Genomic DNA, 12,973 nt, shown 5'->3' with positions numbered 1-12,973 from the left:
TTTCGTGACAGCTGATGGCACACACGCAGAACAGACCATCGTCAATCTGTCGGTGCGTGTCCCTATGGTGATCGCTGTGAGAACTCAACCGGCAGATGTGATCTTGGCAGCGCTGGATCCTGAACAGGCGAAGGTCGCCAAAACCTTTGACGTTCCAGTCTGCGTCATCGCCGGTGCCGGGACGGGAAAGACTCGCGCTCTCACGCACCGTATCGCCTACGGAGCTGCGACAGGAAAACTCAACCCGCGTCGAACCCTAGCAGTGACCTTCACCACCAAAGCTGCCGGCACTATGAAGGGACGCCTTGCTGACCTTGGCGTGGTGGGTGTCCAGGCGCGCACCATTCACTCAGCCGCGCTGCGACAGATCAAGTTTTTTTGGCCGCGCGCCTACAACTGCGAATTGCCGCCAGTGAGTGAAGCCCGATTCTCCATGCTTGCCGAAGCGACCCGACGTATCGGCTTGGGAAGTGACAAGGCGCTGTTACGAGATTTGTCTGCCGAGATTTCTTGGGCAAAAGTCTCGAATGTTTCCTGTGACGATTATGCAGCTTTGGCTCGAACAGAAGGGCGAGTGGTGGCGGGGGTCTCGGCTACCGATGTCGGCAGGGTGTTTGCTGGATACGAGGCGGTCAAACGTGAGCGTTGCGTCATTGACCTTGACGACATTCTGTTGTGCGCTGTCGCCATGATGGTTCAGCACCGCGACATCACAGCGGAAATCCGAGCTCGCTATCAGCACTTCGTCGTTGATGAGTATCAGGATGTTTCTCCCATTCAGCATAGATTACTCGAGCTATGGTTCGGTGATCGCAATGACGTCTGTGTCGTCGGGGACCCGCACCAGGCTATTCATTCCTATGCTGGCGCGAGGGCCGATTATTTGTTGGATTTCGTGACAGATCATCCGGGTACGAAACGCATTGACTTGGTGCGGAATTATCGGTCTTCTCCGGAGATCATCCGGTTAGCAAATGAAGTTCTTGTCAACCGTCTGTCTTCGGAAGAAGCCGCCGAACATGGCAGGGGAGTGAATCTGGTAGCTCGACGACCTTCGGGGCCTGAGCCGGTTTTCCAAGTTCTCGGTGATGACTCTACTGAAGCTTCGGCAATTGCTATGTGGATTGAATCTCGTCACGCTGCCGGGATCCCGTGGTCTGAGATTGCCATTTTGTACCGGATCAATTCGCAGGCCGCCCATCTCGAAGCTGCACTGAGCGAGCGGTCCATTCCGTATTTGGTCAGGGGATCCGAGAGGTTTTACGACAGACCCGAGGTACGTCGCGCTATGGACGCGCTTGCCCGGCTGGTCGCCGACGAACCCGACGCCGATGCGCTGCCAGCCTTCGACCGGCTCCTTGCTGCTCAGGGATGGACCGCCACACCGCCCCAAGGGGAAGGCGAGTTAAGGCAGCGCTGGGAATCCCTGCAGGCGCTTCATGATTTGGCTGCCTCGATCGTCGATAAGGAGAAGGCGCGTCTGGCAGACGTGGCTGCGGTGCTTTCCCGGCGGAACGCAACTCAGGAGGTCCCGGTCGGCGAAGGGGTCACCCTCGCCACCTTGCATGCCTCCAAGGGACTCGAATGGGACGTTGTTGCCCTGTACGGAATGAGCGACGATATGGTGCCGTTCATTATGGCGGAGACTCCTGCTGAGATTGCCTCGGAACGGCGTCTGTTGCATGTCGGGATTACCCGCGCACGCCGAGATCTGTGGGTTTCGTATTCGTGGTCAGGATCGAACCGTGATCGACAGGGGATTTCGCGTTTCCTGCGTGGGTTGTCTGGGGCTGGGGAGGCGTCCAACAAGCCACCACGTCACCGCAGACGACGCACAACCGTTGCGAGGTGTTCGGTCTGTGGTGAGGCCTTGATGGCCGGCCGAGATCGCAAGCTTGGCCACCACATTGCGTGTGAAGTGGGGGTCGACCCGGCATTGGTCGAGAGACTGCGTGAATGGCGCAGTGGACGAGCAGAGACTGATCGTGTCCCCGCGTTTGTCATTCTCACCGACGCGACCTTGCTCGGCATCGCCGAGAATCGGCCATATTCGGTTGAGGGATTATTGCAAGTTCCTGGGATTGGGCGACGCAAGGCCGATCTTTATGCCGCTGATCTCATCAAGGTACTGCACGACGCATCTTCAGGTGACCAGCAATGACATCCGGGTTGAATCGGCACATGGAGACTGCGCTCGCCGGCGGTGGTACGAACGTGGAGAGACTTTAAGTGACGTCGGTCTGAGTGATCGTGCAGAGCCCTAGCGGTAGTCTCGATGCGGTTGACCAACCAGGCAGTCACAACCGGGTCATGGTTGTCTCCGATCGCCGTACGGGCTATCACTACCCAGTCTGGGTCGTGCGCCGCCAGCGCCATGTCTGCGCAGTGCTGGCATCCTGGGTTGCGATCATTAACCGGTCCGACGACACCCCAACGATGGCGTCCCCAGGCAATGATGGAAGCTATGCCGGCGCGTTGACACTGTTCAGCGATGTCACGGCCTCCCAGCAGGGTCCTCGGGCATATCACGACAACATCGGCCTCGGGACAGGACGCCCCGGACACCCATCGAAGGTTTCGAGAGCTTCGAGGTTGCTGATCGCGCATCCACGTCGTCACCTCGATATGTCTCGCCGATAGACCGCAGACGATGTCTTGGGAGATGTAGCCGTCACTGATGACTGCTACCCGAAGTCCGCTCGGTCGTGTCGCCAGTCCAGACTCATGAAGGCGCTGCGCGACGTTCGCAGGGACGTCGATGTTCCCGTCATAGGTTGCTTGGACTCCCATCAGTCGAAATGATCGACCGTCTGGAGCAAGTAGACGCAACCCACCCGGTACAGGAGTCCAAGGACAATCAAGTTCAACGCGCATACTCTGAGGATTTCGGAAACCCCGAAGCGTGGGGAAGGGCCGCCGGGACGACGGGCAACACATCACTGCAGACGGGCAACACATTGCCCTTCACGGACAACATATATCGGCGTTCGAACAACACTGAACCTGGCACATCAGGCCAGAGATCCGGGATATAGAACCCCCGGACCACTACGATGTGCCTTCCCCTGCACACCCGAGATCCGGGGGTTGTCTCCAAATGTAGGACAGGTCATGGTTCTCGTCAACCGCGTACCGAGCAGATTCCATTATGCATGTAAATAGAGAACAGTCTGCCGCCGGAAGTGTCCTTCCTATCGGGCATGATGGGTCTCATGGCTGGCAGGGCAACCACCGATGAAGTCATCGCAGCTCGCGACGGTAGGCCGGAAATCATTATTCGACGCAGTTCGCGACGCCACCGCACCTTGAGTGCGCGGATGGAGGGCAACTCCGTTCTGGTCATGGTTCCTATGAGTATGCGGAATGCCGAACAGGACCGTCAGGTGCTGGAACTGGTCGACAAAGTGACTCGATCTCAGGCCCGACGATGTTCCGGCCCGACTTCGGATGAGCTGACACGTCGTGCTCGTCGGCTGTGCCGAACCCACCTTGAACCGCGTGTGGGGCACACTATCGGACTCACCTCAGTGAGGTGGGTGTCGAACCAGAACACCCGGTGGGGATCATGTACGCCGACCACGGGAGAAATCAGACTCTCAGACCGGATGATTGGATTTCCCGCTTGGGTGATAGACCATGTACTCGCCCACGAACTGTGTCATCTGGTAGAAGCCAATCACACCCGGCAATTCCACGAGCTGCTATCTGGATTCCCCGATGCAGAGCGTGCAGAAGGTTTCCTCAACGGGTACGAGTGGGCTGTTGCCGGAGGAGTCACTTCCCCTGGACAGTAGAACCTCGTGCCTCATTCGTCCTGACCGTGATCGCGCAGCAGCTCCTCCAGCTCAGCATCCAGATCGTCGCCGCCTTCAGCGCTGTCCTGACGTTCGCCTGAGACATAGCCCAGCGGGTCGTCGAGGTCTGCGGTGGTCGGAACGATGTCTGGGTGGTTCCACACCTGATCGCGGCCGACTGTGCCACGAGCATCACGGAGTGCCGCCCACAAGTTCGCAGCGTCACGAACGCGACGAGGACGAAGTTCCAGACCAAGCAGGGACTGAAAGAACACCTCAGCCGGTCCTGAGGTGGCGCGACGTCGACGTACCGCTTCGGCAAGTTGATCGTGGCTAGGAAGCCACGTGCGGGCGACCTGTGACGTCACCTCGTCGACCCAACCCTCGATGAGGGCGAGCAACGTTTCCAATCGCTCAAGGACGCCTTCTTGCTCCGGGGTGCGAGTCGGCTCGAAGAGACGCCCCTGCAAATGCTCGGACATCTCCTGGGCCTTCTCAGGGGTCAGCTGGGACAGGTCGTCGATATTGATGGCGTCCTCAATAGCCGAGGAATCGATACGGATCTCGCGCGCATAATGCTCGACCAGGGCTAACAGCTGCGGTCCCAGCCAACTCACCGCATTGAACAGCCGCTGGCGCGCCGACTCACGCAGTACGAGATACAGCTCAACGTCTCGTGGATCGAGGTCAAGATCATTCCATGCTGCGGCAATATTGGTCGGGAGCAGAATGACTTGAGGCACCGACAATACCTGGAGACCAATTTCGGTTCCCGTCACTGTTGAGGTTGACAGTTCACCGAGGCCCTGAGCCAACTGGGCTCCGTAAAGCATGGCTGACATCCGACGAAGTACCGGACCCATCATCTGAGTCAAAGCGGCCATCGGGTCGTTGGGTTCACCAGACGACATCAGTCCACTCATCGCCTCGGTCAAGGACACTAGCACCGGCTCGACGACGGACTGCCAAGAGGAAAAGGTGTGCTCAATCCACTCCGCACGGCTCCAACAGGCCGGCTGCGTGCTGACCTGGGCAAATTCGCATTCCCTGTCCAGCCAACTCTCGGCAAGACGCGATGCGTCCAGTAAGGCAATACGTTCTTGCTGACCCGGCGTCGGATCAGGGCCGTGGGATGCCGTAATGTGCCGGGCCATGTCCTTGATGTGAGACCAGTCGACCGGTCCACTACTCGGATCGGCTCCCGGCATACCGAATCCGACCTGACCGCCGAACATCTGCGACAACTGGGTCATGAACGAGGCGAAGTCACCATTAGCGGGCAAGCCTAATTGCTGCATCATGCGTCGCAGCTGCTCGGCCATCTCCTCGGGGTCGGGCTGCCCAGGATTCTGGGGTCCATCATTCATTCCCGTCTCCGTTCGCTCGTTGTGGTGTCCTAGTCAAGTCTAGAGCGGTCACCGGCGCGGAAAAGTGATTGCCCATTACGGCTACCATGGCCATCATGTCCGAGTCGACCACGCCCAATCCACCGGTGCATGACTCCGATACGTCCACAGTGGTTAGTACTGCGGTCGGTACCGGGGAGCACAAAGGGGAGCGATTTCTCACTCGCTGGACGGCGATCTCGTCAGCTCTTGTGGTGCTGTTGTGTGTGTTGGCCCTGATTTTGGTACCCATTCCGTTCGTGGCTAGGTCCCCCGGACAGACCGTGAATCTGCTCTCGACGAACGAGCAGGGCAAGCCAATGATCCAAATCGATGGCCTGACTACCCGGCACAGCCAAGGTGAGATCAAGATGACCACAGTGTCGGTCACACGGGCGGATTCGCGTCTAAGCCTTCCAGAGGCCTTGGTCGACCACATTCGTCCAGACCACGATGTCTTACAGCGGGAGGCCGTCTACCCACCAGGCCAGTCCCCTCAGCAGGTGAATGCTGACGAGTCATACATGATGGACACTTCCCAGCGTGACGCCGCCGTGGCGGCTCTGCGTGCGGCTGGCCTGCCCGTCACGGAAATGCCGATGGTCAATGCCGTGAGTGCGGCTGGTCCGGCCCGTGGAAAGTTGCAGCCCGGTGACCTCATTGAGAAGGTCGACGGGAAACCGGTGACCTCCGTTCTTGACGTCGGCAAGGCGGTGAGCAGGCACACTGTGGGTGACACCGTGGTGTTCGGGGTACTGCGGAACTCCACTGCCAAGACGATTGCCGTAACGACGGTATCGTCAGTCAGTGACCGCAAATCTCCCGCCGTCGGTATCACAGTCGATACTGGATACCGATACGCCCCGACGATTACCTATGGAATCCCGGCAGATATCGTCGGTCCTTCGGCTGGTCTGGCCATGGCGCTATCGATTTATCAAATGGTTGCTCCTAATGACCTCATTGGTTCGTTACGGATAGCCGGGACCGGGACTATCTCTCCGGACGGCAACGTGATTGCCATTGGCGGCATCCAGGAGAAAATCGCCGGAGCCGAGCGGGACGGAGCCAAGACCTTCCTCGTTCCGGCAGGCAATTGCCGGGATGTCACAGGGGTTCAAACGTCGATGCGTCTCGTCAAGGTTTCGAGCCTCAAGGATGCCATCGCGGCCATCCAGAAGATTCGCGGTGGTGGAACCGGAGTACCGCATTGCTGAATGATGAGGACGAGAATATGAGTCAGGACGCCGATAATGCCGAGGCCGAGACGTCCTCGGTCAATGATGCTTTGGTGGCATGTTTGACTGAGATCGAAAGGTTCGTGGGGACATCGAGTTGGGGCGGGCCACCTCGTCTGTTTGCCTTGGTGCGCACCGTCGACCTCATGAAGGCTGAACCAGCCCTCGTCGGTCAACTCGCAGTCGGCAGTCCAGACAGCCTTTCCAGTATCGAGCAAGATGACTTCCGTCCTGGAGAGGATTTGGCTCGTGCTCTTGCTGGGACGGCGTGGGGTGAGGCGGTAGACGGGGCAGCTATCTGTGTCGAGCGGGTGTTTTTGTCCGACCAGTATGCCAACGAGATTCCGGACGACCCGGACAAGGCTGCGACCTTCGTTGCAGCCCATCCACAACATCAAGAGGTTCGGGTTGTCGCTGGCGCGTTGCGTGATGGAAGCCACTACGGGGTCGCGCGGCTCGTCGATCATCCGCAAGACCTACTCGGATCGGTGAATCTCGTCCCAGCCTTGGAAGCTGCAGTCCTCGGTACGTTGACGTGACAATCAGTCACGAGGGCGTCTGACAGCCGGTAATGTGCGCGATGTCGGTAGTGTGCCGCCACATCTAGGAGACGATCATGACGGAGCTACAGTCCGAAAAATCATCGCTTAGCAATGAAGTGCTTAGTAATGAAAACCGTACAGCTGTGAAATATGAGCGGTCACCGCGAGGAACGATGAGAGGCCGTCCGGTCATCGTCGCGATCATGCCGGACATCCCCCGGGCTGTACTGGCGACTGGCGTCGAACACGCTAAGGCCATGGGCAGCAAGATTGTCTTCGCTTATGTTGCGACCGATCGGGTACCGAATCCGTCTGACCCCGATCAGAGCCATCCACTCGACCCGACCGCTCAACGCATTTCGATGATGGCTGCCAGGTCCTCGATCCAGGGTGCCTTAGACGCTTTCATGGCCGATTACCCGGAGATGGAGTGGGAACTCATTTATCTGCCGGGATTGCCGGATCAACAGCTTGCACACCTCGCTCACAACATCGGCGCAGGGTGCTTCGTGCTAGGTACCCGGCGTCCCGGGTTTCGTGCTGGGCTTCAGGAATGGCTCGACGGGTCAGTGGCAGTCCAGTTGGGTCGCCGGCAGCTTCGCCCGGTCATCATCGTTCCGCTGCGAGGTGAAGACTGGGATGAGCCGCTGTGCCAGTGATGGCGGGCAGGCGATGAGTGACGGCTATGAGGCTTGTCAGTCTTGAGACGTCCCCGGCGCTTGCTCACAGAGTGTCCCCTTGGTGTCGGCAGAAGATTACGTCAACGGTAGTGACGCACAAACGCATATGAGTAAGGCCGCATATGAGTAAGGCCGGTTCATGGGGGTTTACCCTTGTGAACCGGCCTTTCGGTGGTAGCGGGGACAGGATTTGAACCTGTGACCTCCGGGTTATGAGCCCGGCGAGCTACCGAACTGCTCCACCCCGCGTCGGCTCGTTTCACTATACAGATGACATCGATGTCGTACAAATCGACCCTTGCGAGGCCCCTGATACTGGCTGCACTCCCGTCTTGGCGTGCTGTGGTGCTGTGCACATCCGATATCGATGTACACGCGATGATTCGGGGAAGGGTAAAGTTCGCCGGCGAGCGTGTAGCTCAACAAAGGAGCATAATTAGACGATGCGAGTGCAGTTGAAAGCTGCGGGAGTTGCCGCAGCAGTGGCCCTGTCAGCTACCGGAATTGCCGGTTGCCAGTCAACCGATGAGGGAGCTTCAGCGGAAGAGAAAGTCATCACGATCGGGGCGACAGCCGCTCCATCCACATTGGACCTGATGACGAACAATGCCGCCGCGATTCCACAAGTCCTTCTGTACAACGTGTATGAGACCCTTGTTCGCGTCGACGATTCCGGCAAGCTCGTGAGTCTGCTCGCAAAGTCATGGCAACTGTCTGGAAACGGACTCCAGCTCACCTTCCATCTCGATCCCGCAGCGCATTTCGCTTCCGGAAGCCCGGTGACCTCTGCTGCGGTGAAGTCATCGTTGGAGCGGATGGCGAAGTCGACGGCTAACCAAGACAGCTTAAAAGCAATCAAGGCCATCCGTACGCCTGATGACAACACCGTCATCCTTGACCTGGCCCACCGCGACAACTTCTTGTTGTTCAATCTGGCTAGCACCGCAGGTGTCATCATCGACCCCGAAGTGAAGGATCTTGCCACTCAAGCGCAAGGTTCTGGCCCCTATGTTGTGAGTGAATTCACACCAGGCCATTCAGTGACGTTGTCTCCATCCCCGAAACCGTGGCATGAGGGGGGACGCCCCACCATCAAGTTTTCGTACTACTCAGACGCAACGGCACAGACGGCCGCCCTGATGTCTGGAGACCTTGACGTCATCTCCGATTTGACGACCCCCGAAGCTCTCTCGCGGTTCACTGGAAACTCGGATTATCGGGTACTGCGCGGAACCACGAATGGCGAGGTCGTGCTTGGCATGAATAACGACGTGAAAGCGTTGTCGGACAAACGAGTCCGACAGGCCATTCTTATGGCAATCGACCGTAAGGGATTGCTGGATTCTGTCTGGGATGGTCAGGGAACTCTCATTGGCTCAATGGTCCCTCCCACTGATCCCTGGTACAAAGACCTGTCCAAGACTTGGCCCTATGACCCGGCCCGGGCACGCAAGCTTCTTGCCGAAGCCGGGTATGCCAATGGGCTGAAACTCAGGCTGCGTACTGCGGCCTTGCCCTATGCCACGTCAGCGTCTCGGGTAGTCACTTCCGATTTGGCTAAAATCGGTATCACTGTCGAAACTGAGGAATTGGAATTTCCGGCCCGCTGGCTTGATGTCGTTTATAACCATGCGGACTACGACTTGACGATCGTCGCCCACGTGGAAGCTCGCGACATCGTCAACTGGGCCAACCCCGACTACTACTGGCGCTACCACAACAAGGAATTCAACCGTCTCATCCAATCTGCTCAAACCGGCCCCGCCGAACGCACCAACGAGAACCTGATGAAGGCGAGCCAGATTCTGGCGACTGACGCTGCCGGGGGATTCCTCTACCTCATGCCGAAGATCACTGTCAGCAAATCTGACATCACCGGGTTGCAGCACAACGCTGCCTCGCTGAGCTTTGACCTGACCAAGGTCAGGAAATCGAAGTGACCTTCCTGAAACGTGTGCTCTTGCCCTTGGGGGAGTTGCTGGTATGGCTGCTGGCTGCGTCGCTGATCGTTTTTGCCTTGCTCACCTTGCTACCAGGCGACGTCGCTCAGGTCATCCTGGGCACCAAAGCCGATCCAAAGGCCGCAGCAGTCGTGCGTGCCCGGTTGGGCCTAGATCTCCCATGGCCCCAGCGTTACTGGGATTGGCTAAGCTCCTTGCTCAGGGGGGATCTGGGTACCTCCATCGTTTCTGCTGAACCGATCGGTCCCCGCATTGCTTCGCGCCTGGCGGTGACGGGTTGGCTCGTCGGACTGTCGTTGCTATTGGCGTTAGTGGTCTGTCTGCCGGTAGGAATCTATGCGGCTGTTCACCGTCGTCGATGTCGCGGATTTGTAGCCTCAGCGCTGTCACAGATTCTCATGAGTGTTCCGGCATTCCTGGCTGGAATCCTTCTCATCGTCTTGTTCTCGGTGACTCTTGGCTGGCTGCCGGCCGGAGGTTATGTCCCGCTGCACGAGGATGTCGGGGAATGGGCCTCTCATCTCGTGTTGCCGGTATTGTCCCTGTCCATCGTTCAGGCTGCAGTCATGACTCGCTATGTACGCAGCGCCTTCATCGACGTGCTTGCCGACGATCACCTACGCACTGCACGCGCCGTCGGCTGGCGGCTGCGGCCTGCGCTTCGTCGTCATGGGTTGCGCAATGCCTCGATCAGCTTGGCTACTGTCCTCGGGCTGCAGGCCAGCGCAATGCTTGTAGGATCGATCGTCGTTGAAGAAGTGTTTGTCATTCCAGGTTTGGGGTCTTACCTGCTGGATGCGGTGAGCACCCGCGATCTACTCGTCGTCAGCGATGTCGTCATGATAATCGTGGCATTCGTCTTGGTGATCTCTTACCTTACGGATCTCCTCATCGTGGCCCTTGACCCCCGGCTGCGTACGAGTTCTACGTCCAAGCAGTGAAGGAACACTTATGCGGAGGGCAAGTCTGGTTATTGGTTGTGTTCTGGTCGGCTTGGTGATCGCGGCAGGAATCATCTCTACGGTGTGGACACCATATGATCCCAATCTGGCCGTGCCAGCGGATCGCCTTCTTGGCCCCAGTAGCCAGCACTGGTTAGGTACTGACGGGTTCGGGTCCGATATTGCCTCTCGGATGTTGGTGGGTGCGCGCACCTGTTTACTCGTCGGCGTGGTGTCAGTTGTGATCGCCGCTGGAATCGGCGTGCCGTGGGGCATGACTTCTGCAATGCTTCCTCGCCCCTGGTCCACGGTCGTCGGACGAGCCTCTGACCTGCTCTACGCTTTCCCGGCACTGTTGTTGGCCATCATCCTGGCTGCGGCGGTGGGCGGGTCGACCCTGACCGGCATGGTGGCGATTGGTATCTCGACGATCCCGGTTTTCGCGCGTATCACGAGAACGGCTACTCGACAGATTCTCGCCCAAGATTACGTCGTTGCGGCGCGAAGTTCGGGAATGACGTGGCATTGGGTGGCCTACAAGCATGTGCTCCCCAATATCGCTCCGCTGATCGGCGTCCAAGCTTCGGTTTCCTACGGCACGGCGATCTTGGCGGAGGCCGCACTGAGTTATCTCGGTCTGGCCACTCCCGCAACGGTTGCCACATGGGGACGAATGTTGCGTGATTCCCAGGCGTACCTGTTCGACGACCCCGGGTTAAGCGTGGCTCCGGCGCTGGCGATTGCCGGAGCCGTAATGGGATTCACTCTCCTGGGAGACGGCTTGCGCGATTTCTTGGATCCCAAATTGCGGGAGGTCCGCTGATGTCACTTCTGGAAGTCAATGATCTCGTTGTCGATTTCGGACGGCACCGTCGCGTCGCTGTTGACCACGTCAGCTGGTCTCTGGACCCTGGTGAACGTCTCGGTCTCATTGGTGAGTCCGGATCAGGGAAATCCGTTACCGCCTTGGCGATCATGGGTCTGCTCCCTGACAACGCCCACATCTCAGGATCAATCCGTTGGCGTGGCCAGGAGTTCATAGGGGCTAGTGATCGGGCTATGTCATCGTTGCGAGGCAGCAGTATCGGCATGGTTTTCCAAGAACCCATGACAGCCCTCGATCCGACAATGAAGGTGGGACGTCAGGTCGGCGAAGTTGCCTTGCTGCACCGTACTGTTGCGCGCGGCCAGGCTCGCAGCCGTGTCCTTGAGATGCTGGATGAGGTAGGTATTGAGGACCCGGTTCGAGTGGCTGACTCCTACCCACATCAGCTCTCCGGTGGTCAGCGACAGAGAGCTCTCCTCGCCATGGCCTTGATAAATTCTCCGGATCTGCTCGTGTGTGACGAGCCGACGACGGCCCTTGACGTTACGGTACAGGCCCGCGTCCTCGCGACCATTGACGAGGTTCTTACGTCAGTGGGTGCAGCTTGCGTGTTTATCACCCACGATTTGGCGGTGGTCTCCCAGATCTGCCATAACCTCATCGTCATGACTTCGGGCAAGATCGTGGAAACCGGTTCGACGCGCAAGGTGCTGTCCGACCCTAAGCACCCCTACACTCGCCGGCTGCTGCGAGCCGCCCGACTCGATCTCGTTGAACCTGGTGCCACCATCATGTTGGAGGATTCATGATCTCCGAAATTGAGGTTGAGGATCTACATCTTCATTTGGGACCACGCAGCAGCGGAATTGACGCCTTGGACGGCGTGTCACTACACGTCGACAGGGGGGAACGACTCGGTCTGGTGGGGGAGTCCGGGTCTGGAAAGTCCACCCTTTTGAAAGTCATGATGGCGTTGCGAGAGCCAGATTCCGGTGTGGTTCGGTTTCGAGGCCGACCCTTGAGTGACGCCGCTACGGTGCGTGATTTGCGCCGCTCAGTCGCGATCGTCTTCCAGGATCCCCGGTCATCCCTCGACCCCCGTATGAATATCGGTCAGGCCATCACTGAGCCGCTGCGGTCCCCGGTTGCACTCCGAATGACTCGCCAGGAGCGCAAAGACCGATTGACAAAGGTCATGACCGACGTCGGCTTAGACCCAGAGGCTACCAGCCGCTTTCCCCACGAGTTTTCGGGAGGTCAAAGACAGCGCATTGCCATCGCCAGAGCGTTGGTTACTGAGCCTGACGTCTTGCTGGCCGACGAGCCGGTTTCGGCTCTCGACGTATCAGTGCGTGCCCAAGTTCTCAATTTACTCAACGACTTGGTGAGTGAGCGCGGACTGACGATGGTCTTTGTTTCTCATGATCTGACGGTGGTGCGCCATCTGTGTGACACCGTTGCCGTCATGAGCGCTGGACGTATTGTCGAGAGAGGTCGTCTTTCTGAGGTCTACCGTGACCCGCAGCATGAGGTCACCCAGGAACTGTTGGCAGCAATTCCCCACCTCCGCGTGGACGATTCCACCCTCTGAGACGAGCGCAGTAGT

Annotated in this window: 11 protein-coding genes and 1 tRNA gene; 10 read left to right on the top strand and 2 right to left on the bottom strand. The window is 58.4% G+C overall.

The window, feature by feature from the left end:
• Positions 1-64 precede the first annotated feature (64 nt).
• Together Q4B98_RS03210 and Q4B98_RS03205 are read left to right on the top strand one after the other, a co-directional pair.
• Positions 65-2,161 (top strand): ATP-dependent DNA helicase UvrD2, encoded by a 2,097-nt coding sequence (locus tag Q4B98_RS03210; RefSeq protein WP_303195653.1) that lies wholly within the window; start codon positions 65-67, stop codon positions 2,159-2,161.
• A 1,039-nt stretch (positions 2,162-3,200) separates the two neighbouring features.
• Positions 3,201-3,794: a M48 family metallopeptidase gene (locus Q4B98_RS03205; RefSeq protein WP_303195652.1), complete on the top strand. Its 594-nt coding sequence runs from the start codon at positions 3,201-3,203 to the stop codon at positions 3,792-3,794.
• 11 nt (positions 3,795-3,805) lie between these two features.
• Here the strand turns inward: Q4B98_RS03205 and Q4B98_RS03200 are convergent, their stop codons facing one another.
• Positions 3,806-5,161, bottom strand: coding sequence for a zinc-dependent metalloprotease (locus Q4B98_RS03200; protein ID WP_303195369.1), 1,356 nt, complete (start codon positions 5,159-5,161; stop codon positions 3,806-3,808).
• An 86-nt stretch (positions 5,162-5,247) separates the two neighbouring features.
• Between Q4B98_RS03200 and Q4B98_RS03195 the strand changes: the two genes are divergently transcribed.
• From Q4B98_RS03195 to Q4B98_RS03185, 3 genes are all read left to right on the top strand, one after another.
• Positions 5,248-6,396, top strand: a complete 1,149-nt coding sequence (locus tag Q4B98_RS03195; protein WP_303195368.1) for a PDZ domain-containing protein — start codon at positions 5,248-5,250, stop codon at positions 6,394-6,396.
• On the top strand, positions 6,393-6,956 hold the full coding sequence (locus Q4B98_RS03190; RefSeq protein WP_303195651.1) for a PPA1309 family protein: 564 nt from the start codon (positions 6,393-6,395) through the stop codon (positions 6,954-6,956). Before Q4B98_RS03195 ends, Q4B98_RS03190 begins: the two co-directional genes overlap by 4 nt.
• A gap of 176 nt (positions 6,957-7,132) precedes the next feature.
• Positions 7,133-7,618: a universal stress protein gene (locus tag Q4B98_RS03185; protein ID WP_303195367.1), complete on the top strand. Its 486-nt coding sequence runs from the start codon at positions 7,133-7,135 to the stop codon at positions 7,616-7,618.
• Between the two features lie 193 nt (positions 7,619-7,811).
• Here the strand turns inward: Q4B98_RS03185 and Q4B98_RS03180 are convergent.
• Positions 7,812-7,888 (bottom strand) — tRNA-Met (locus tag Q4B98_RS03180).
• A 194-nt stretch (positions 7,889-8,082) separates the two neighbouring features.
• On the opposite strand from Q4B98_RS03180, the gene Q4B98_RS03175 reads away from it, so the two are divergent.
• The 5 genes from Q4B98_RS03175 to Q4B98_RS03155 are packed head-to-tail and all read left to right on the top strand — an operon-like array spanning position 8,083 to position 12,958.
• Positions 8,083-9,579, top strand: a complete 1,497-nt coding sequence (locus Q4B98_RS03175) for an ABC transporter substrate-binding protein (protein WP_303195366.1) — start codon at positions 8,083-8,085, stop codon at positions 9,577-9,579.
• Positions 9,576-10,541 (top strand): ABC transporter permease, encoded by a 966-nt coding sequence (locus Q4B98_RS03170; RefSeq protein WP_303195364.1) that lies wholly within the window; start codon positions 9,576-9,578, stop codon positions 10,539-10,541. The genes Q4B98_RS03175 and Q4B98_RS03170 overlap by 4 nt, the downstream gene beginning before the upstream one ends.
• A 10-nt stretch (positions 10,542-10,551) precedes the next feature.
• On the top strand, positions 10,552-11,364 hold the full coding sequence (locus Q4B98_RS03165; RefSeq protein ID WP_303195363.1) for an ABC transporter permease: 813 nt from the start codon (positions 10,552-10,554) through the stop codon (positions 11,362-11,364).
• A complete protein-coding gene (locus Q4B98_RS03160) occupies positions 11,364-12,176 on the top strand; it encodes an ABC transporter ATP-binding protein (RefSeq protein ID WP_303195362.1) in 813 nt (270 codons plus the stop codon). Before Q4B98_RS03165 ends, Q4B98_RS03160 begins: the two co-directional genes overlap by 1 nt.
• Positions 12,173-12,958 carry an ABC transporter ATP-binding protein gene (locus Q4B98_RS03155; protein WP_303195360.1) on the top strand — a complete coding sequence of 262 codons (786 nt, stop codon included), beginning with the start codon at positions 12,173-12,175 and terminating at the stop codon, positions 12,956-12,958. The genes Q4B98_RS03160 and Q4B98_RS03155 overlap by 4 nt, the downstream gene beginning before the upstream one ends.
• Positions 12,959-12,973 lie beyond the last annotated feature (15 nt).

The sequence above is a fragment of the Cutibacterium sp. genome, assembly GCF_030525615.1.
Classification (GTDB): domain Bacteria; phylum Actinomycetota; class Actinomycetes; order Propionibacteriales; family Propionibacteriaceae; genus Cutibacterium.
This window is presented reverse-complemented; position numbering and strand designations above follow the sequence as displayed.